Source organism: Roseovarius gahaiensis (assembly GCF_011601345.1).
Taxonomy (GTDB): domain Bacteria; phylum Pseudomonadota; class Alphaproteobacteria; order Rhodobacterales; family Rhodobacteraceae; genus Roseovarius; species Roseovarius gahaiensis.
In genome coordinates this window covers 184,676-205,230 of the sequence record NZ_JAAORB010000003.1, presented here as the reverse complement: position 1 = coordinate 205,230, position 20,555 = coordinate 184,676, and the positions used below count along the sequence as shown (strand labels likewise).

General features: G+C 60.3%; 22 protein-coding genes. 11 read left to right on the top strand and 11 right to left on the bottom strand.

Annotated elements, in window-relative coordinates:
* Positions 1-130 precede the first annotated feature (130 nt).
* From recG to sciP, 4 genes are all read right to left on the bottom strand, one after another.
* Entirely contained in the window at positions 131-2,221 is a 2,091-nt protein-coding gene (gene recG, locus HAT86_RS03425) for an ATP-dependent DNA helicase RecG (protein WP_167193411.1), read from the bottom strand.
* Complete coding sequence (gene ligA / locus HAT86_RS03420; RefSeq protein WP_196780490.1) at positions 2,218-4,374, bottom strand: NAD-dependent DNA ligase LigA; 2,157 nt, start codon at positions 4,372-4,374, stop codon at positions 2,218-2,220. Before ligA ends, recG begins: the two co-directional genes overlap by 4 nt.
* Positions 4,375-4,533: 159 nt before the next feature.
* Positions 4,534-5,250 carry a response regulator transcription factor CtrA gene (gene ctrA / locus HAT86_RS03415; protein WP_167193409.1) on the bottom strand — a complete coding sequence of 239 codons (717 nt, stop codon included), beginning with the start codon at positions 5,248-5,250 and terminating at the stop codon, positions 4,534-4,536.
* 94 nt (positions 5,251-5,344) lie between these two features.
* Positions 5,345-5,626, bottom strand: a complete 282-nt coding sequence (gene sciP / locus HAT86_RS03410; protein ID WP_167193407.1) for a CtrA inhibitor SciP — start codon at positions 5,624-5,626, stop codon at positions 5,345-5,347.
* 123 nt (positions 5,627-5,749) lie between these two features.
* On the opposite strand from sciP, the gene mnmA reads away from it, so the two are divergent.
* The 6 genes from mnmA to HAT86_RS03380 all read left to right on the top strand — a co-directional run bounded on the left by mnmA (position 5,750) and on the right by HAT86_RS03380 (position 11,425).
* Positions 5,750-6,889, top strand: coding sequence for a tRNA 2-thiouridine(34) synthase MnmA (mnmA, locus tag HAT86_RS03405; protein ID WP_167193405.1), 1,140 nt, complete (start codon positions 5,750-5,752; stop codon positions 6,887-6,889).
* 420 nt (positions 6,890-7,309) lie between these two features.
* On the top strand, positions 7,310-8,041 hold the full coding sequence (gene glnH / locus HAT86_RS03400) for a glutamine ABC transporter substrate-binding protein GlnH (protein ID WP_167193403.1): 732 nt from the start codon (positions 7,310-7,312) through the stop codon (positions 8,039-8,041).
* An 83-nt stretch (positions 8,042-8,124) separates the two neighbouring features.
* Positions 8,125-8,781: a glutamine ABC transporter permease GlnP gene (gene glnP, locus HAT86_RS03395; RefSeq protein ID WP_167193401.1), complete on the top strand. Its 657-nt coding sequence runs from the start codon at positions 8,125-8,127 to the stop codon at positions 8,779-8,781.
* On the top strand, positions 8,778-9,503 hold the full coding sequence (gene glnQ / locus HAT86_RS03390) for a glutamine ABC transporter ATP-binding protein GlnQ (RefSeq protein ID WP_167193399.1): 726 nt from the start codon (positions 8,778-8,780) through the stop codon (positions 9,501-9,503). The genes glnP and glnQ overlap by 4 nt, the downstream gene beginning before the upstream one ends.
* Entirely contained in the window at positions 9,496-10,515 is a 1,020-nt protein-coding gene (locus HAT86_RS03385; protein ID WP_167193397.1) for a C45 family autoproteolytic acyltransferase/hydolase, read from the top strand. Before glnQ ends, HAT86_RS03385 begins: the two co-directional genes overlap by 8 nt.
* Positions 10,475-11,425: a MurR/RpiR family transcriptional regulator gene (locus tag HAT86_RS03380; protein WP_196780489.1), complete on the top strand. Its 951-nt coding sequence runs from the start codon at positions 10,475-10,477 to the stop codon at positions 11,423-11,425. Before HAT86_RS03385 ends, HAT86_RS03380 begins: the two co-directional genes overlap by 41 nt.
* 116 nt (positions 11,426-11,541) lie before the next feature.
* On the opposite strand, the gene HAT86_RS03375 is transcribed toward HAT86_RS03380, so the two are convergent.
* The 3 genes from HAT86_RS03375 to prfA form a co-directional block, all read right to left on the bottom strand.
* Positions 11,542-12,108 carry a DUF4167 domain-containing protein gene (locus HAT86_RS03375; RefSeq protein ID WP_167193395.1) on the bottom strand — a complete coding sequence of 189 codons (567 nt, stop codon included), beginning with the start codon at positions 12,106-12,108 and terminating at the stop codon, positions 11,542-11,544.
* A gap of 231 nt (positions 12,109-12,339) precedes the next feature.
* Entirely contained in the window at positions 12,340-13,203 is an 864-nt protein-coding gene (gene prmC, locus HAT86_RS03370; RefSeq protein ID WP_167193393.1) for a peptide chain release factor N(5)-glutamine methyltransferase, read from the bottom strand.
* Complete coding sequence (gene prfA / locus HAT86_RS03365; RefSeq protein ID WP_167193391.1) at positions 13,200-14,246, bottom strand: peptide chain release factor 1; 1,047 nt, start codon at positions 14,244-14,246, stop codon at positions 13,200-13,202. Before prfA ends, prmC begins: the two co-directional genes overlap by 4 nt.
* Before the next feature lie 63 nt (positions 14,247-14,309).
* On the opposite strand from prfA, the gene HAT86_RS03360 reads away from it, so the two are divergent.
* Positions 14,310-14,603 (top strand): hypothetical protein, encoded by a 294-nt coding sequence (locus HAT86_RS03360; RefSeq protein ID WP_167193388.1) that lies wholly within the window; start codon positions 14,310-14,312, stop codon positions 14,601-14,603.
* Here the strand turns inward: HAT86_RS03360 and HAT86_RS03355 are convergent.
* Positions 14,541-14,957, bottom strand: coding sequence for a DUF1499 domain-containing protein (locus tag HAT86_RS03355; protein WP_167193386.1), 417 nt, complete (start codon positions 14,955-14,957; stop codon positions 14,541-14,543). The genes HAT86_RS03360 and HAT86_RS03355 overlap by 63 nt on opposite strands.
* Positions 14,958-14,993: 36 nt before the next feature.
* Positions 14,994-15,971, bottom strand: coding sequence for an agmatinase (gene speB / locus HAT86_RS03350; protein ID WP_167193384.1), 978 nt, complete (start codon positions 15,969-15,971; stop codon positions 14,994-14,996).
* Positions 15,972-16,127: 156 nt separating this feature from the next.
* Here speB and mazG point away from each other — a divergent pair, with 156 nt between their 5' ends.
* On the top strand, positions 16,128-16,949 hold the full coding sequence (mazG, locus tag HAT86_RS03345) for a nucleoside triphosphate pyrophosphohydrolase (protein WP_167193382.1): 822 nt from the start codon (positions 16,128-16,130) through the stop codon (positions 16,947-16,949).
* On the opposite strand, the gene HAT86_RS03340 is transcribed toward mazG, so the two are convergent.
* Positions 16,946-17,131 carry a hypothetical protein gene (locus tag HAT86_RS03340; protein WP_167193380.1) on the bottom strand — a complete coding sequence of 62 codons (186 nt, stop codon included), beginning with the start codon at positions 17,129-17,131 and terminating at the stop codon, positions 16,946-16,948. The genes mazG and HAT86_RS03340 overlap by 4 nt on opposite strands.
* Before the next feature lie 9 nt (positions 17,132-17,140).
* Between HAT86_RS03340 and HAT86_RS03335 the strand changes: the two genes are divergently transcribed.
* Both HAT86_RS03335 and HAT86_RS03330 read left to right on the top strand, forming a co-directional pair.
* Positions 17,141-17,512, top strand: a complete 372-nt coding sequence (locus HAT86_RS03335; protein WP_167193378.1) for a GNAT family N-acetyltransferase — start codon at positions 17,141-17,143, stop codon at positions 17,510-17,512.
* 31 nt (positions 17,513-17,543) lie between these two features.
* Positions 17,544-18,965 (top strand): protein adenylyltransferase SelO, encoded by a 1,422-nt coding sequence (locus tag HAT86_RS03330; RefSeq protein ID WP_167193376.1) that lies wholly within the window; start codon positions 17,544-17,546, stop codon positions 18,963-18,965.
* A gap of 5 nt (positions 18,966-18,970) precedes the next feature.
* On the opposite strand, the gene HAT86_RS03325 is transcribed toward HAT86_RS03330, so the two are convergent.
* Positions 18,971-19,606, bottom strand: coding sequence for a hypothetical protein (locus tag HAT86_RS03325; RefSeq protein WP_167193374.1), 636 nt, complete (start codon positions 19,604-19,606; stop codon positions 18,971-18,973).
* Positions 19,607-19,645: 39 nt separating this feature from the next.
* Between HAT86_RS03325 and HAT86_RS03320 the strand changes: the two genes are divergently transcribed.
* Complete coding sequence (locus HAT86_RS03320) at positions 19,646-20,344, top strand: endonuclease/exonuclease/phosphatase family protein (protein ID WP_167193372.1); 699 nt, start codon at positions 19,646-19,648, stop codon at positions 20,342-20,344.
* Positions 20,345-20,555: the final 211 nt, after the last annotated feature.

The window sequence follows — 20,555 nt, the reverse complement described above, 5'->3', positions numbered from 1 at the left end:
CGGTTATCTGTGTTGCCTTTTTGTTCTCATTTTATTAACGCCCTGTAAAGAACTTTATAGGAACATTTGTGAACTTTTTGTTCCCAATATGGACAAGTCATTGTTTTCAATGGTTATTTAAAGAACACGGTCATCCGACCGAAATTAGCCGGATCGCCTGATCCTGTTCCATCAGCCACAACAGCGCCCGCGCGGCCTGCCCACGGGGGCTGTCGAGTGTCGGATCATCGCCCAGCAATTTTCGCGCATCGGTTTGCGCGACGGCCATCAGCGCCGATTGCGCCTCCATATCCGCCACCCGGAACCGCGGCAGACCCGATTGCGCGGTCCCGATCAGATCACCCGCGCCGCGCATTTCCAGATCGACCTCGGCAATCCGAAACCCGTCCTCGGTATCGCGCATGGTGGTCAATCGCCGTTCGCCGCTCTCGCTCAGCGGGGCCTGATACATCAACAGGCAGGTTGAGGCCGCCTCGCCACGCCCGACACGACCCCTTAACTGGTGCAGCTGCGCCAGCCCGAAATATTCGGCCCGTTCGATCACCATGATCGACGCATTGGGCACATCAACCCCCACTTCGATCACCGTGGTCGACACCAGAACCGAAGTTTTGCCCTGTTGAAACGCCGCCATCGCCGCGTCTTTTTCATCGGGGGGCATTTGCCCATGCACCAAGCCCACCACACCTTCACCAAGCGCGGCGCGCAGCCGTGTGAAGCGATCAACCGCACTGGACAGGTCGACCGCCTCGCTTTCCTCGACCAGCGGGCACACCCAATACGCCTGCCGCCCCTCGGCGATGGCGCGGCGCAGATGGTCCACCACCTCGTCCATCCGGGTCATGTTGACCAGCGCGGTCTTGATCGGCTTGCGGCCGGGTGGCTTTTCATCCAGCACGCTGACATCCATGTCGCCATATTGCGCCAAGGCCAGTGACCGCGGGATCGGCGTGGCCGTCATCACCAACACATCGGCCTGCGCGCCCTTCTTGCCCAGTTCCAACCGTTGACGCACGCCAAAGCGGTGCTGCTCATCAACAATGGCCAGCCGCAAATCGCAAAACTCCACGTCCTTTTGAAACACCGCATGGGTGCCCACCAATATCTGGATATCCCCACGCTTGAGCGCGTCCAGTTTGGCCCGCCGCTCCGCCCCCTTGTCGCGCCCGGTCAGAATTTCGATGACCACGCCCGCCGCTTCGGCCAAGGGGCGCAACCCTTGCAAATGTTGCCGCGCCAAGATTTCCGTGGGGGCCATCATAACCCCCTGCCCGCCCGCCTCGACCGCGATCAGCAGCGCCTTGAGCGCAACCAAAGTTTTGCCCGCGCCCACATCGCCCTGCAACAAACGGTTCATCCGGGTGTCTTGCGCCATGTCGGCGGCGATTTCGGCAATGGCACGGGTCTGTGCGCCGGTCAGATCATAGGGCAGCGCGTCCAGCACACGCGCCTGCAACGCACCGCTACCCATGGTTGCGCGCCCCTTGGCCCGGCGCAGGCGCGACCGCGCCAATGCCAGCGTCAACTGATGCGCCATGAACTCATCATAGGCCAGCCGCTCGCGCGCGGGATCCGCCGGTGACAGGTCGCCCATATCCTGCGGGTTGTGCGCCCGTGCCACCGCCTCGGACCAATCGGGCCAGCCGGTTTGCGCCTTTTGCGCGGGGTCGATCCATTCCACCAGATCAGGTGCCCGCGCCACCGCCGCCAAGGCTGCCTTGCGCATCACCTTTTGGGTAACACCGCCGGTCAGCGGGTAGACCGGCTCAAAATTAGGGATCTCACCCACCTCCTCCGGGGGCAAGATGTGATCGGGATGCACCATCTGCGCCATGCCGTCGAACAGTTCAACCTTGCCCGACACCACGCGCCGTGCGCCGGTGGGCAGAATCCGCCGCAAATATTCGTCGCGGGCATGGAAAAAGACCAATTGAAACGCCGTTGCCGCATCTTCGACCGTGATCCGATAGGCCCCGCCGCGCCGTTGCGGCGCGCGGTGTTGTCCGACCGTGACTTCAACCGTCACGACACCGGGCAGATCGGCCCCCTGAACCGTGGGGCGCTTGCGCCGGTCGATGCCGGAATAGGGCAAGGTGAACAGCACGTCGCGCGGCTTTTCGATATGCAGCGCCGCAAGGTTTTGCGCGGTTTTTGGGCCCACGCCCTCTAGCGTGTCCAGCGCCGCGAACAGCGGAAAAAGGGCTTCGGGCCGGCCGCTCATGCGTCCCCGACCAGACGAAGCCAGCCGTCTTCGTCGAGGGTTTCTATCCCCAATTCCGTCGCTTTCTTGGCTTTTGAGCCCGCCCCCGGCCCGGCCACCAGAAGGTCAGTTTTGGCGCTGACGCTGCCCGACACCTTCGCCCCCAAAGCTTCGGCACGCGCCTTGGCCTCGGCGCGGGTCATCTTTTCAAGTGTGCCGGTGAACACCACCGTCAGGCCCGCCACCGGGCTGCCACTGGTATCGGGGCGCTCGGCGTCTTGCACATCCAGATGGCCCACCAGCCTGTCAATGCTGTCGCGTTCCTGCGATTGCGCAAAGGTGGTCACCAAGGATTGCGCCATGACCGTGCCAACGCCATCAATGCCCAGCAAACGCTCCCATTCGGGGCCGTCCATCGCCGCTGCGTCATCCATCGCGGCGGTAAAATCGGCCCAAGTGCCGTAGACCCGCGCCAACATGTTGCTGGCCGCCTCACCGACATGGCGAATGCCAAGCGCGAACAGCAGACGCCCAAACGGAATGACCCGCCGTTCGTCAATCGCATCAAACAGGTTTTGCGCGCTTTTCTCGCCCCAGCCGTCGCGGTTTTTCAACTGTGTCAGACACCCCGGCCCGTAGCGATCTTTCAGGGTAAAGATATCGGCGGGTTCCTTGATCCAACCATCGCGATAAAACTGTTCGACCTGCTTGGCGCCCAGACCTTCGATATCAAACGCCGCACGGCTGACAAAATGCTTGAGCTTTTCCACCGCCTGCGCCGGGCATATCAATCCGCCGGTGCAGCGGCGCACCGCGTCGCCCTCTTCTCGGATGGCCTCACTGCCGCAATCAGGGCAATGGTGTGGAAATTCATAGGGTTGCGCATCCTTCGGTCGTTTGGACAGGTCCACATCCGCCACCTTGGGGATCACATCGCCCGCGCGGTAGATCTGCACCCAGTCACCGATGCGAATATCCTTGCCGTCGCGGATGTCATTGCCCTTGGAATCGAACCCGGCGATATAATCCTCGTTGTGCAGCGTGGCGTTGCTGACCACCACGCCGCCCACCGTGACCGGCTGCAGGCGCGCAACCGGGCTCAGCGCGCCGGTGCGACCCACTTGAATGTCGATGCCGTCCAACCGCGTCCACGCCAGTTCGGCGGGGAACTTGTGGGCAATTGCCCAACGCGGCGTGGTGCTGCGGTAGCCCAGCCGGTGTTGCAACCCAAGGTCGTTGACCTTGTAGACCACCCCGTCAATATCATATCCAAGATCCGCGCGTTTCTGTTCGATCCGGGCGTAATGCGTCAGCATTTCTTGCGGGCCATCGCACAGTTCGGTCAACGGGTTGGTCTGGAACCCAAGGTTGGCCAGACGGTCGATTGCCTGCATCTGGGTGTCGGCCAACGGTTCAGAATGCTGGCCCCACGCATAGGCAAAAAACTTCAACGGGCGGCGCGCGGTCACTTTCGGGTCAAGCTGGCGCAAGCTGCCGGCGGCGGCATTGCGTGGATTGGCGAATGGCTTGTCAGACTTTTCAGCCTGACGCGCGTTCAGCGCCTCGAAATCCGCGTGTGCCATGTACACCTCGCCGCGCACCTCCAAGACCTCGGGCGCGTCTTGCAGGGTCCGCGGAATATCGTCGATGGTGCGCGCATTCGCCGTCACGTTTTCGCCCACGGCCCCATCGCCACGCGTCGCCGCCTGCACCAGCTTGCCCTGCTCATAGCGCAAAGACAGGCTGAGCCCGTCGATCTTTGGCTCACTGGTGTAGGTCAGCGGCGCATCGTCAGCCATGCCCAGATACCGGCGGATGCGGGCATCGAAATCTTTGATTTCTTCTGCCTCGAACGCGTTGCCAAGACTAAGCATGCGCACCGCATGGGTGACCTTTCCGAAGGCTTCGGCAGCCGTAAAACCTACCCTGTCACTGGGGCTGTCGGGGCGTTTTAGATCGGGAAACCGATCTTCGATGGCTTCATTGCGACGAACAAGGGAATCATAGTCGGAATCCGCCATGATCGGCGCATCATCGACGTGATATGCCCGATCGGCACGGGCCAACAGATCAGCCAGACGCGCCAATTCGGCCTTGGCCTGCGCTTGGCTCAATTCCTCAACAGCCTGCTGCGCTGTGTCCGTGGCCATGTCATCCTTGCGCCCTGCACTCATTGCGGCCCTCCGCCTGCGATCCGAGGGGCCAACACGGCCCTGTTTGCTTGGATCAAAGTGATAGGGCGCGCGACGTCCAAGGTCCAGAGGCGCCCATGCAAGAAGGTTGTTGTGCGCCGGACTGTCGGTCTGCCGAATTGTTGGAGTGTCGGGCCGGGGTCAGGCGCCGATGGCCAACCGTTCGCTGTCCATTTGCCGCGGTTCGGGATCGCGCAGAACATAGCCACGGCCCCACACCGTTTCGATATGGCTGTCGCCGCCTGTGGCCTCGGTCAGCTTCTTGCGCAATTTGCAGATGAACACGTCGATGATCTTGAGTTCGGGTTCATCCATGCCGCCGTAGAGGTGGTTCAAGAACATTTCCTTGGTCAGCGTTGTGCCCTTGCGCAGGCTGAGCAATTCCAGCATTTGATATTCCTTGCCGGTCAGGTGCACTGGCTGATTGTCGACATCCACGGTTTTCGCATCAAGGTTGACGTTGATTTTGCCGGTGCGAATGACCGATTGGGAGTGCCCTTTCGAGCGTCGGATGATCGCGTGGATGCGCGCCACCAACTCTTCGCGATGAAACGGTTTGGTTAGATAGTCATCAGCCCCAAAGCCAAATCCCTTGATCTTGTTTTCCGTATCATCGGCCCCGGACAGGATGAGGATCGGCGTTTCGATCCGTGCCAGTCGCAACTGGCGCAACACCTCATGCCCGTTCATATCCGGCAGGCCCAAATCCAGAAGGATCAGATCATAATCATAGAGTTTTGCCAGATCGATCCCTTCTTCGCCCAGATCCGTGGTATACACGTTCAGGTTGGCGTGGGTCAGCATCATCTCGATGCTTTTCGAGGTGGTGGGATCATCCTCTACCAGAAGAACACGCATCACTTTTCTCCGCTAGGTTCCTATTATCTGCACCAACCCTGGCCACAATTGGTTAATCACCAGTTACCAGTCACAAATAAATAGCGGATTCTACCTATGGTTGTCCATCTTCCTTACTTCGCACTGTCGCTTTCAGCCCCTCGGCACCATGTCGGCCAAGGGCGTTCAGCCATTCTTGGAACTCTTCATCGCTCAACTCATACCATTCTAGGGCTTGGGCCCGCGTCAGCAGGCCATGCACAACCCCACGCACCACCGCCCGCTTGCGCGCGGCTGTCCACCGGCGCGTATCACGCGGCGGAAGGTCTGCCCGGCTTAGCACCCGACCATCGGGCAATGTCACGGCCCGCGGCCCATCTACCTTTTTCAAAAACATCACTCTCACCCTTATTAATCACCTATGCCGCAATCTTTTGCCGACAGACTTAACACCCGGTGAAACGCGCCCTTGAGAGTGCTTAGGATTTTCCTATATTCCGCTAGATCAAGGAGACTGCACATGCCCCTCGAAACGCCTCTTAACTCGCTTGGTTTCGCCAAGCCGCCAGCCGACACACGGGTTGTCGTCGCCATGTCGGGCGGCGTCGACAGTTCGGTTGTGGCCGCGCAACTGGCCGAGGAAGGCTATGACGTGGTGGGCGTCACGCTGCAGCTTTATGATCACGGCGCGGCACTGGCCAAGAAAGGTGCGTGCTGCGCAGGCATCGACATCCACGACGCCCGCCGCGTCGCCGAGGATATGGGATTTCCCCATTATGTGCTGGATTACGAAAACATCTTTCGTGACGCGGTGATCGACGAATTTGCCGACAGCTACCTTGGCGGGGCCACGCCGGTGCCCTGTATCCGCTGCAACGAGCGGGTGAAGTTCAAGGACTTGCTGGAAACCGCCAAGGATCTTGACGCCGATTGCATGGCGACCGGTCACTATATCCAACGCAAGATGGGCGCGCATGGCCCCGAACTGCACAGCGCGGCAGATGCAAACCGCGATCAAAGCTATTTCCTGTTCTCGACCACCCCGGAGCAGTTGGATTACCTGCGCTTTCCGCTTGGGCATCTCCCCTCAAAGGATGCCACACGCACGCTGGCCGCACGATACGGCCTGCAAGTCGCCGATAAGCCCGACAGTCAGGACATCTGCTTTGTCCCTGATGGCAACTATGCCTCGGTGATTGAAAAACTGCGCCCCGGTGCCGCCGAACCCGGCGAGATCGTCCATGCCGATGGCCGCGTCCTTGGCACTCATGAGGGCGTGATTCACTACACCATCGGCCAACGCCGCGGCCTTGGTATCGGCGGGCTGAGCGAGCCGCTTTACGTGGTCAAGCTGGACGTGGACAGCAAGCAGGTCGTCGTCGGCCCCAAGGATATGCTGGCCACCCGGATCGTGCCGGTGCGTGAGATTAATTGGCTGGGCGACGTGCCCCTGACATCGCGGCCCGAATGGCATGTCTCGGTCAAGGTCCGCTCAACCCGCCCCCCGCGCGAGGCGATTATTCGCCCCTTGTCCGACACCGAGGCCAACGTCGAACTGCTGACCGCAGAAGAGGGCGTCAGCCCCGGTCAGGCCTGCGTGTTCTATGAAACCGGCGGCAGCCGTATTCTTGGCGGCGGCTGGATCTGGCGCGGCCACTAGGGTTTGCCTGCGGCCGCGACAGGCCGCATGCCACGCGGCTGACCGATATCAAGACCGAGTCACACGCACAGTTCATCCGACTGGACATGCCTAGAATAAGCGCCGGACGTCGCGGCCCCCGGTGGCGTCTAAAAATTGTGCATTGGGTGCCAATGGTCGGTTTGGGTGCCTTTGTAATCCACGGCCAAAACGCGATTTTTTCCAACCTACCAAGACGATAGCAGCCCCGTCGGCATTACGTTAAGACGCGACAAATTTCGCGATGTGGCCCGGAACGGCCATCCCAAAAGCCCCCTTCAAGCATCAGAATCCTGCATGAAAGCCGTAGCGATTTGCATTGCGGGATCATGTGTGAAAATATTTTTGCACCGCGACACAAGAAAGCGCGATATATTTGCGATTATCCAACTGGGAGTTGACATGAAAAAATTTCTGACACTGGCCGCGACTGCGGCACTGGCCTTTGGTGCGGCAACCGCCCAAGCAGAAGACATCGTTGTGGCCACCGACACCGCCTTTGTCCCCTTCGAATTCAAACAAGACGGCGAATACACCGGCTTTGACATCGAAATGTGGCAGGCGATCTCGGAAGAACTGGGCGTCGACTACGAACTGCGCCCGATGGATTTTTCGGGGATCATTCCGGCCCTGCAAACCGGACAGGTCGATGTGGCTTTGGCGGGCATCACCATCAAACCCGAGCGCGAAGAGGTCATCGACTTTTCCGACGGCTACTACGACAGCGGCTTCCGCCTGATGGTGCCTGCCGACAGCGATATCCAAAACTGGGAGGATCTGGCCGGCAAGACAATGGCGGTGAAAACCGGCACCTCTGCCTCGGACTGGGCCGAAGACAACCTGCCCGACACCGAGTTGCGCAAGTTCCCCAACATCGACAACGCCTATCTTGAACTGCGCACCGGCCGGGTTGATGCCGCCATGCACGACACCCCCAACGTTCTGTATTACATCTCCACCGCCGGCAACGGCGAGGTGAAGGCCGTGGGCGATCAGCAGATGGCGCACCAGTATGGCATCGGCTTTCCCAAGGGCAGCGAATTGGTTGAGCCGGTGAACGCGGCGTTGGCCAAGATGCGCGAAGACGGTCGCTATGACGCGATCTATGAAAAGTGGTTCGGCGCATCGAACTGAACCGATTGGCCGGGACGCCCTGTCACAGGCGCGACCCGGCCCCCTTTCCTGACATTTCTGACATACGATAACGGAGGCCTTTCATGGAAACGGACTGGTCCGTGATCGTCGATTTCCTGCCCCAGCTTTTGGAGGGCGCGAAAACGACGGTCTATATTACGGTCGTCGGCCTGATCGGCGGCCTTGTTCTGGGCACGCTGGCGGGGCTGATGCGGGCCTATGGGGGGCACATCCTGAACGGCATTGCCTTCGCCTATATCGAGGTGATCCGCGGCACGCCCATCGTGGTGCAGGTGATGTTTCTATATTTCGCCCTGCCCGTGCTGGCCGATTTGCGAATTGACCCAATGAGCGCGGCAGTGCTGGCCATTATCGTCAACGCCGGGGCCTATATCGCCGAAATCGTGCGCGGGGCGTTCCTGTCGATCGGCAAGGGGTTGACCGAGGCCGGGCTGGCCATCGGCCTGCCACATTGGCAGGTGCTGGTCTATATCGTCGGGCCGCTGGCCTTTCGCCGCCTGATCCCGCCGCTTGGCAACCAGTTCATCGTCAGCCTCAAGGACACGTCGTTGTTCATCGTGATCGGTGTGGGTGAGTTGACCCGCACAGGACAAGAGATCATGGCCTCGAACTTTCGCGCGGTCGAAATCTGGACGGCGGTGGCGATCATCTATCTGGTCATGACCGGCACGCTAAGCCTGATCCTGCGCACCATCGAAAAACGCATGAGGATCCTATGAGCATCATCGAGTTCAAGAACACGTCCAAGCATTTCGGCCCGCTCAAGGTGCTGGACGGGGTTGATCTGTCAATTGACGCAGGCGAGGTGGTGGTGCTGGTCGGCCCGTCCGGGTCGGGCAAGTCCACGCTGCTGCGCTGCATCAACGGGCTTGAAATGATCACCGGGGGCGATCTGATCGTGGACGGGCTCAGCGTGACGGGCAGCACCAAGCAGTTGCGCGAAATCCGGCAAGAGGCCGGGATGGTGTTTCAGCAATTCAACCTGTTTCCGCAACTGACGGCCTTGGAAAACGTGGCCTTCGGCCCCTCCAAAGTGCGCGGGCTCAGCAAGGCCAAAGCCCGCGAAACGGCGCGCGACCTTCTGGACAAGGTCGGGCTGCGGGACAAGGCCGGCCACTACCCGGCGGAACTGTCGGGCGGTAAACAACAGCGCGTGGCAATTGCCCGGGCACTGGCCATCAAACCCAAGGTGATGCTGTTTGATGAGCCGACCTCGGCGCTGGACCCCGAGCTGAAACAAGAAGTTCTGAACGTCATGCGCGCCTTGGCCGAAGAAGGCATGACCATGGTCGTCGTCACGCACGAAATGGGGTTCGCAAAACAGGTCGGCACGCGCCTGATCTTTATGGAGCATGGCCATATCGCCGTCGATGGCAACCCGCGCGAGGTGATCGACACACCGCCCAACGATCGGATGAAGGATTTCCTGCAACATGTCTGATCTAGGCGTTTCTGAACTGGGCCGAGTCACGGCGCGCGGCACCCCGCGCCAAATCGGCCGGACCTTGGGCGAGGCCGGCCGCGACGCCGTGCACGAGGTTCTTCTCAAGGCCGACTATTGGCGCGCGGTGATCAACCCGGCCCATGCGGGCGCGGTCGAGACAATGGCCGTTAATCTGCAAACCCTGTTCCCCGCCATTTGGGAGGAACTGCAAGGCATGGCCGACGAGCTGCACCTGCCGCTGGAACAGGTGGTGGCGTGGAATTGCCGGGGCGACCTGATGTCAAACGTGCCCGATGGCTGCACGACGGTTCAGATTCCCGGCCCGGCCCCCATGATCGGCCATAACGAAGACGGGATGCCCGGCTTTCGCGGTCATGCCTTTCTGGCAGAACTGACGCCGGATGATGGGCCGGCGCTGATGTCTTTTTGCTATCCCGGTTCGATCCCCGGCCACACCTTTGCCACCAATGCCGCAGGGCTGGTGCAAACCGTCAACAACCTGCGCCTGCACAATGTCACCGCCGACCTGCCCCGCATGGGCCTTGGGCGGGCGATCTTGCGCTGTGACACGCTGGACCAGGCGTTAGACCAGTGTCACCGCCATACCGCAAGCGGCGGTTTTCACATGTCGCTGGCTCAGGCCGGAGACCCACGCCTGATGAGTGTTGAATTTGGCGGCGGTCAGTGTTCGGCCCAAGCCATCGAAACCCCGGCTGTTCATGCCAATCATGCGCTGCACATGGGCCAAGGCGCACCGGGCCAAACCATCACCCCCTCGTCCCGAGACCGGCAGGCACGTGGCACACGCCTGTTGGCCGACGGCGTAACCGACCCGCTGCGCATCCTGCGCGATACCGGCGGTGCGGGGCTACCGATTCACCGGGTCCGCGCCGATGACCCCGACCACGAGAATACGCTTGCAACCGCCATATTCCGCGTAGAATTATCGAAGGTGGAATGGAGCGTATATGACCAAACATCACAAGGCCCGGTATTTGCAACCCCCTGAAAACCGACAAGGCGGTCCGGCAACCGCGCCGCGCAATGTAAAGGAATTGCGCGATCTTATGTTGCGCATCGCACGCGGCGACGCCCATCAATCGCTTGGTCCAAAGGCGCAAAAGGCGCTGTCGGATATCCTTGACCTGCGTGGCGACCCCGCCCTGCTGTCAATCACAGCCCTTGCCGAAAAGCTGTCGGTGAACCCTTCGACATTGACCCGGCTGGCCCGAGCGCTTGGATATCCGGGCTTTAGCGCCTTTCAGCAGGTCTTGCTTGATGCGGCCATGTCCGCGCCGGGGGATTTCTACACCCGCCAAGCGCAAACCGCCCTAGCCGGAGAAGGTGCCTCGGGTATGGGTGGCATTGCGCGGCTTTGCCGGGAAAATCAGGCCAATATCGAACGCTTTATCGAAGGCTGCGACATTGGCCAGTTTCAAAAGGCAACCCATCTGATCACCTCGGCCCCGCGCGTGATGGTGCACGGCATCCGGCAATTCCATGCCTTCGCAAGTTTTCTGGTTTACGGTCTGCGGATGATCCGTTCGGATGTGCATATGCTGGATTCCAGCAATCTTGGCATTGCCGAAGGTCTGGCCTCGATGGGGCCGTCGGATGTCTTGATCGCAGCCTCCTGCGCGCCCTATTCGGCTCAGGTGGCCGCCACGGCCCACGCCGCCGCGGAGCACGAGATCGACATCGTCGCCGTCACCGACAGGGCCAGTTCTCCGCTTGCCGCCATCAGCCAAGCGGCCATACTTGTCCCGCATGAAACCAGCTTCTTGTCGAATTCCATGACAACATTCACGCTGGCCGCCGAATGCCTGATCAACGGGTGCGCGGCGGCCTTGCCGGAAGAGGCAAAGCAGGCGCTTTCGGCGCGGGATGACATGATCAAGAAGCTCAACATCGAAATTTGATGCAGATGTGGGCGAAACGGCCCTCAAGACAGCGCCGGTTTCAATAACGTCATGCGTCAAAAATGAAAAACCCCGCTCAAATGGCGGGGTTCGTTAAAGCGCTTGAACAAAGCTGATTATTCAGCCGCTTTTGCGTCATCCGATGGGGTGTCCGCCTTGTTCTGTTCGCCATTGGTATCGTCCGTGGCTTGCGCCCCGCCGCCCTGAGGCGGCTTTTTGGCGCGTGGTTTGCGCGGACGTTTGGGCTTTTCGGTCTTTTGCGTTTCAGGCGTTTCGACCAGCTCGCTTTCACCTTGGGGATCGGCCGGGGCGACATCCGGCTGCGGGGCCGCGGCCGGGTCTGTGCCTTCGCTGGCCTCACGCTTGGCGCGCTCGCGGTCACGTTCGGCCTGACGTTCACGATTTTCGCGTTCCTGCTGTTCGCGGCGCGCGTCCTGTTCTTTCTGCGCGGCGCCTAGCATACGCAGGTAATGCTCGGCATGCTGCTGAAAGTTTTCAGCAGCAACACGGTCATTACTCAACTGCGCATCACGCGTAAGCTGATTGTATTTCTCGATAATCTGCTGCGGCGTACCGCGCACTTTACCTTCCGGGCCCGAACTGTCGAAAACCCGGTTTACGATATTGCCAACCGAACGGTTACGGTTAGACTTATTACGCGGACGTGATTTAGATGATCTCATTGGTTTAGCTGTTTAGCCCTGTGCTCAATGCGTCGTTTGATCCGTGATCGCGCCACACGCGCGCTATAGTTCATTAAGGATCCGACATGTAATGGCTTAGTGTTACAAGGATCGCCCGAAGGCGTTATCGCTGCGTAACGTATATCCAATAAACACGCCAGATCATCGCTGACAAGGGCAAAGCAGCATTTTCGCCAAATTCATCCGTTTTTTTGCGTTCTTACACCAAGATCAGCCACGCCAGACCGCCGCCACAACACGATCATGCCCGGCCAAATCCTTCAAAACACGCAGATCGTCGAATCCGGCTGCCTTGAACATGTCGGCGACGATATCACCTTGCCGCCAGCCTATTTCAACCAAAAGCCGCCCGCCGGGCAGAAGATAATCGGGGGCCTGCGCCGCAATCACGCGGTATGCGCTCAGACCATCCGCTTCATCGGTCAGGGCCTCGCGCGGGTCAAATGCAAGGTCCGGGGCAAGCTCTGACATTTCATCGGCGGCAATATAGGGGGGATTGGAGACAATCAGATCAAACTTGCCCTCCACCGCCTCAAGCCAGTCCGAGCGGCGAAACTCCAGTCCAGACTCCACCCCGATCGCGCGCGCATTCCTGCGCGCGACCTGCAGGGCTTTTTCCGAAATATCGGTGGCCAGAATTGACGCGCCGCCGTTTTGCAAGGCCAATGTGATCGCAATGCATCCCGATCCCGTTCCCAGATCGAGACACCGTGCATAGGGCCGTTGCAACGCCACTTCGATCAACAACTCGGTGTCGGGTCGCGGATCTAGCACGTCGTCGTTGACGTAAAATGTGCTCTCCCAAAAGGCGCGGGTGCCAAGGATTTTCGACACAGGCCGCCCCGCCGCACGCGATTGCAAATCCGTTTGATAGGCTTGCTGACCAGCTTCGGAAAACTCGGTCGCGGTCAACTCACGGTCCATCTGCAAACGCAATGTGCCGGGGTCGGCTTTCAAATGAGACGCTAAAATCAATTGCGCGTCCCGATCTGCGCCCTCAATCCCCGCCTTGCGCAATATCTCGGTGCCAAACCGCCACCACCATCCCACGGAATGTACAGGGGCGTCGGTCATTGCATCTCGGCCAGCATCGCCGCCTGCGCATCGGCAGTTAGCGCGTCGATCACCTCGTCCAGATCGCCCTGCATCACTTGATCCAGTTTATAAAGCGTCAGGTTGATGCGATGATCGGTCATCCGGCCCTGCGGGAAATTGTAGGTACGAATGCGTTCGCTTCTGTCGCCCGATCCGACCTGCGCGGCGCGACTGGCCGAACGTTCTTCGGCGGCGCGCTGCCGTTCCATGTCAAACAGCCGTGTCTTAAGCACCTGCAAGGCAATCTCGCGATTGCGGTGCTGTGACTTTTCCGAGCTGGTCACCACGATGCCGGTTGGCTCATGGGTGATCCGCACGGCAGAATCCGTTGTATTGACGTGCTGCCCCCCGGCGCCCGAACTGCGCATCGTGTCAATGCGCAGGTCATTGGGATCAATCTGAATATCGACATCCGCAGCCTCGGGCAGCACGGCCACGGTGGCCGCCGACGTATGGATGCGCCCGCCGCTTTCGGTTTCGGGCACGCGCTGCACCCTGTGCACGCCAGATTCGAACTTCAGCCGGGCAAATACATGATCCCCGGAAATCCGCGCGACCACCTCTTTCACACCGCCGATCTCGGATTGCGACAGTTCGATGATTTCAAACGCCCACCCCTTGGCCTCGGCATAGCGCTGATACATGCGCAGCAGATCCCCGGCAAACAACGCCGCCTCTTCGCCGCCGGTGCCGGGGCGGATTTCCAAGATCGCGGGCCGCGCATCAGCGGCATCCTTGGGCAACAGCGCCAGTTGCAGTTTGTCTTCCAACTCGGGCAGGCGGGCCTCAAGCTGGGACAGTTCGTCTTGCGCCAGATCGCGCATTTCCGGATCGTCCAGCATGGCCTGTGCCGCCTCGATATCTTCCAGAAATTGCCTGTAGGCGCGAATTTCTGCGACCACGGGGCGCAGTTCGGCGTATTCGCGGCCCAGCTTGGCGATATCCCCGCCGCCCGCAGTCATTTGCGCTTCGAGATACTCGAAGCGCTGCACGATCTCATAAAGTTTGTCCAAAGGCACCATGGTCTGGCATCTGCCCCTTTGTCCCGGTTTGGTCAAGACCTAAGCCTGTGGTATCCTGGTGTCATGAACGCGCTTTGCCCTTTGGCCCTAAGCATCGCCCTGACCGCGCCAGCCCTTGCCGATCAGACCATCGGCGGCAAGGCCGTGGATTGCTATTGTACGGATCCTAACGGAACCCGCGTGGAAATGGGCGAGATGATCTGCCTGCATGTCGGCGGCCGTAGCTTCATGGCGCAATGCCAAATGTCGCTGAACGTGCCGATGTGGCGCGAAATATCGGCCGGGTGCCTGTCGTCATCCCTGCGCGAAAGAGTGCAACCAACCGTCGATGCGCGCCGCGTTCACCCCAAGATCTGAGCCCCCAAACCGCAGCCGACCATAGATTTCCAGTTGCGGACCAGCCTGCCGAACCGTGGTGTAATCGGGAAAGCCGAACACGCGCGAGCGTGTGACATAGGTGATCATCCCTTCCTCGACCGATCCGGCCAGCACCTGTGTGCGCGGCGTGGCGCGGATGATCTTGTTTAGTCGCGCCAGCCCGTCCTGCCCCGCGCCAACCACCCGCATCGCCCCGCCGCTGGTATCCCGGTTGGTCACCGCGGCGGGCATGCTGTGCCACCGATCGGGGTCGCTTGGGGTCAGTCGGACATACGCACTGATCGCAACAGCAATAAGCCCCAAAACCCCAAGGCCGATCAGAAAAATTTTCATCGCGTCTGTCCTCTTACTTGGGCGGCAAATACCACTCTAGCCGGTTTTGTCAGGGCGTCGTGTCCAGCCCCAAAGGCAGATCAATTCCATCGCCACATGCGCGCCCGCAATGGCCGTGGCACCAGTGCTGTCAAACGGCGGCGACACCTCGACAACGTCGCCGCCCACCATGTTGATCCCGGCCAGATCGCGCAGGATGATGGCGGCTTGCGCGCTGCTTAACCCACCCCAAACAGGCGTGCCGGTGCCGGGCGCAAAAGCCGGATCAAGGCAGTCGATGTCAAACGTCACATAGACCTGAGCATCGCCCAGTATCTCTTTGATTTTACGTGCGGTTTCAGCCGGTCCACGCTCGTGCACCTCGCGCGCGTCAATCGTCGGCACGCCCAGATTGTCGGCGTTGACGGTGCGAATGCCGACCTGAACGGAACGTTTGGGATCAATCAAACCTTCCTTCACCGCTTTGTAAAACATCGTGCCATGGTCGACGCGGCTCATGTCATCATCGGCCCATGTATCCGAATGGGCATCGAATTGCAGCAGTGATAGTGGCCCGAACCTTTCCGCGTAAGCCCTTAGAATCGGGAACGAAATGTAATGATCGCCACCCAAGGCGATACTGCCGGCACCGGCGGCCAGAATGCCACGAATATGATCCGTCAGCGCGCCGGGAAAGGCCGGGACATTGGCGTAATCAAAGGCCAGATCGCCATAATCGACGATATCGAACTCTTCCAGCGGGCTGAACCCGTCCCACCCATAAGGCGGATCGAACACTTGCAAGGTGCTGGCTTCGCGCAGCGCCCGTGGACCCAACCGTGTGCCCGGACGGTTCGTGACCGCCTGATCGAACGGCACGCCGGTGATCGCCAGATCAACCCCTTGCAAATCCTTACTGTACCGCCGCCGCAGAAATGACAGGGCACCACCAAAGCTGTTCTCATAGCTCAAGCCACGTGAGCTTTGTTTCGTAAAAGACTGATCTACTTGATTTTTTGCATCCTCAAGGGCCATGCTGCGCGTTCCTTTCTTTAGGCGGGGCGACCAAGATCATCCGCCTGTTGCGTGATCTTTGTCGGTAATGCACACCGGATGCAAGCCCATGCCACGGGTGGACTTAGCGACATCCGCGCGGCACGGTACCAATCAGTCAACAGAAGGACAGACCCGATGCCACAAGACCCGGCGTTGAACACGCCTGAGGATGCGATGCCCCGGTTGCTGGACATCATGCGCCGCCTGCGCGACCCTGACGCGGGCTGCCCGTGGGACATCGAACAGGATTTCACAACCATCGCACCCTACACCATCGAAGAAGCCTATGAGGTGGCCGACGCCATCGAACGCGCCGATTGGGGCGACTTGCGCGATGAATTGGGCGATTTGCTGTTGCAGGTGGTGTTTCACGCACAGATTGCCGACGATCAGGCCCTGTTTTGCTTTGACGATGTAGCCCGCGCGATTGCCGACAAGATGGTGGCCCGCCATCCGCATGTGTTCGGCTCCGAAAGCCGCGATAAATCGGCGGCGCAACAAACCCGCGATTGGGAGGCGATCAAGGCCGCCGAACGCGCGCAAAAAGCACAAACCGGCGTGCTGGACGGGGTTGCTGTTGGCCTGCCCGCCCTGTTGCGGGCGGTGAAGCTGCAAAAACGCGCCGCGCGCGTCGGGTTTGACTGGCCGGAAACGACACAGGTGCTGGACAAACTGGCCGAGGAATCCGCCGAATTGGTGCAAGCGGCCGAGGGCCTAAGCCATGATGAGATCGAGGATGAAATGGGCGATCTGCTGTTTGTTATGGCCAATCTTGCCCGGCACCTGAAGGTCGATCCCGAATCCGCCCTGCGCCGGACAAACGCCAAGTTCACACGGCGTTTCGCGTTGATCGAAAAGTGGCTGGCCGAGGACGGAAAAACCCCGGACCAATCCGATCTGGCCGAAATGGATGCCCTATGGACCCGCGCCAAGATGCACGAGAAAGCGGGCGGTTAACCGGTTTCAGCCGCAAGTGGCAAAACCGCGCCGACACCGCCAGATGAGTGGTGGACATTCCCGGCCCCACGCTTCACGGTCAGCCCCGTCAATCCGATCACAAGAATGGTTTCCCATTGCCTCATCTGACCCTTGCCAAACCAGACGACCTTGATCGTCTTGACACTCTGGTTGCCTCGCATCACGCCGAAATGGAAATTGCGCAGGATGCCCAAACGCGGCGCGCGGCGCTTGGCGCATTGCTGGACGGGGCGCCGCATGGCGCGGCCTATCTGATCGGGCCTGTGCGTGCGCCGATCGGCTATGTTGTGTTATCCTTCGGCTGGTCGATCCGCCAAGGTGGCATGACCGCGACGCTGGATGAGGTGTTCATCAGGCCGGGCGTGCGCAATCGCGGCATCGGGGCCGAGGTGCTGACCAGCCTGCCCAAAGCCCTGAAAGGCGCAGGCCTGAAGGCGCTGCATGTCGAAACCCCGCGCGCGGCGACGCGGCCGCAGTCGCTGTATCGCCGTATGCGGTTTCATCCCCGCGATGAAGTGCTGATCCTGACCCGCGAGGTCTAGCATTCCATCTGCCAGATACTAGGTTTATGGAATGAGCTTGCACATTCCCCTTGAAAACAGCTACGCCCGCCTGCCCGACAGGTTTTTCAGCCGCATGCTGCCGGTTCCCGTCAAGGCACCGACCCTTTTGGCCTTCAATCACGGGTTGGCCAAGGAGTTGGGGATCAAGCCCGGCCCTGACGATGTGATGGCGCAGGTCTTTGGCGGCAATACGCCCCCCGAGGGGGCCGAGCCGCTGGCGCAGGTCTATGCCGGGCATCAGTTTGGTGGGTTTTCGCCGCAACTTGGCGACGGGCGCGCGCATTTACTGGGCGAGATCGTCACGCCGGGTGGCGCGCGCGTTGATCTGCAACTCAAGGGCTCGGGCCCGACACCTTATAGCCGTATGGGCGATGGCCGCGCGTGGCTTGGCCCGGTGCTGCGCGAATACGTGGTGTCCGAGGCGATGCATGCGCTTGGCATTCCCACCAGCCGCGCGCTGGCAGCCGTGGCCACCGGCGAATCTGTCTATCGTGACACAGGGGCAATGCCCGGCGCGGTGCTGACCCGTGTGGCGACCAGCCATTTGCGCGTTGGCACCTTCCAATATTTCGCCGCCCGGCGCGATATGCCCGGCCTCAAGGCCTTGTTCGACTATGCCGCTCAGCGCCACGCCCCCGAGGCCGAAACCCCGGCAGACCTGTTGGAAACGGTGATAGATCGGCAGGCGCAGCTGGTGGCGCAGTGGATGTCCGTGGGGTTCATCCACGGTGTGATGAATACAGACAACACCAGCATTTCGGGCGAAACCATTGATTACGGCCCCTGTGCCTTCATGGATGGGTTCCACCCCGATACGGTGTTCAGCTCGATTGATGCGCAGGGGCGCTATGCGTTCTCCAATCAGCCCAACGTTATTGTCTGGAACATGGCGCAACTGGCGACGGCCTTGGTGGGGTTGATGCCTAATCAAGACGCCGCAGTGTCCGAGTTTACCCAACTGGTGCATGCCATGCCGGACCGTATACATGCCCATTGGCTGGCGGCCTATGGGCGCAAGATCGGTATCGCGCAGGCAACGCCCGAGGACGAAACCCTGATCACCGATCTTTTGCAAGCGATGGCTGAAAATGATGCCGATTTCACCAACACGTTCCGCGCGCTTGTCGACGGCACCGCGCGTGATCACTTCACAGACCCCGCTGCTTTTGACCGGTGGGCACCAAGCTGGCAAGACAGGATCAAGTCCGAGGCTGCACCGTTTGAGACGATGCGCGCCGCAAACCCGGTCTACATTCCGCGCAATCACCAAGTGGAACACATGATCCAAGCCGCCGTATCCGGCGATTTCCGCCCCTTTGACCGCCTGATGCGCGTGCTGTCCGATCCGTTCACTAGGCAGGACGGTGCCGACGACCTGACGCGCCCGCCCGGCCCGTCAGAGGTTGTTCATCGCACGTTCTGTGGAACCTGACAGATTTATTTGCGCCAGCGTTTGAACAGCCTTGGATTGCGCTTGACGAATTCGTCGATCATTTGCTGGACACCGCCACGCGCTTGCCCCTTCAGGTAGGCAAACCCGGATGCCGCGCCAATGACGGCCCCCAATGTGTTGACAATCAAATCGCCCATCGTGTCGTCAAGGCCGGTTTTTTGCATATTCATGCCAAATATTTGGTCCATGCCAAACTCGAAAATTTCCCAGACGGCGCCGATGGTCATGGCAAAGCAAAATGCGAAAAACGCCATTGCTATGGGCGGGGCGGCAAACCGATCCCCTTGGAACATAATGAAGACCAGCACAAACCCGACAAGGCCAAAACCCACCGCCGAACTGGCATGCATGGCGATATCCCACCACCAGAACCGTTCATAAAAATCAAAGACTTCGCCCAGAAACAAAGTTGCGGCGACGAAAAACACCACAGCCGCGATAAAACTGGGCGGCACTTGGACATCGGCCCATTTCGCGGCAAGAACCGGCACGACAAACACCGCCAGCGTCCCCAAGGCCACGAATGCCAGCTCTAACTGCCATTCCAACAAAGCCCACAGCGCCACCGCGAACAAGGATAGCCAAATCAGCCGCGCCAGCCATGTTTGTTCGGAAAACACCGGGTGACAACCTCGCTATTATTGCCTTTATTGGGGGTCATGAAGGCATCCGGGCTAAGAATTGCAACCTATAACCTGCAAAAATGCGTCGGTCTGGACTTGCGCCGCAGGCCCGACCGCAGCCTGAATGTCCTTAATGCACTTGGGGCTGATATCGCCGTCTTGCAAGAGGCCGACAAGCGCCTGCCGCCACGGCCTGCCGCCCTGCCCCACGACATGATCGAAGAAGACGGCTGGACCATTCTGCCCTTCGGGGCGCCCGGCGGATCCTTGGGTTGGCATGGCAATGCAATGCTGATCCGCGGCGATATTACCTCTTCGACAACCGCGCATATCGACTTGCCGGGGCTTGAGCCGCGCGGCGCGGTCCGGGCTGATTTGCAAACACCGATTGGCCCGTTGCGCGTGGTGGGGCTGCATCTTGGCTTGGTTCGGCGCTATCGTTTGCTGCAAGTGGCCGCGGTCTGCCGGGCCTTGCAGGACTTGCCCATGCTGCCAACGGTCTTTGCCGGGGATTTCAACGAATGGGGCAAGGGGCTGGCCTTGGATGCGGCGATCAAACACCTGCAGTTTTTGCCGGCCCGCCCGTCTTTTCCCGCGCTGCGGCCTGTGGCCCCTTTGGACCGCATCGCGCTGAGCCCCGACCTATTGGCGCAGCAAACGGGGGTGCATACGCGGCAACCGGCGCATATCGCCTCGGATCACCTGCCGGTATGGGCTGACGTGACGCTGAAATGAAAATTGCAACAGACGCGCGTCGGCGGGCCGCGGCGCGGCGATCCAAAGCGTGCTCAATGGCACTTTATCCCAGCCAAATCCGCAAAACCTTTGAGTGCGGCACCCAGCTTTGCCAAATCGCCGTGCCGGGGGGCGGCCCGGCGATGCGCGGCGGCCTTCGGCCTTGAATCCGCGCTGGAACGTCTTGATCAAATGCCCCGAGAGCGGTCAT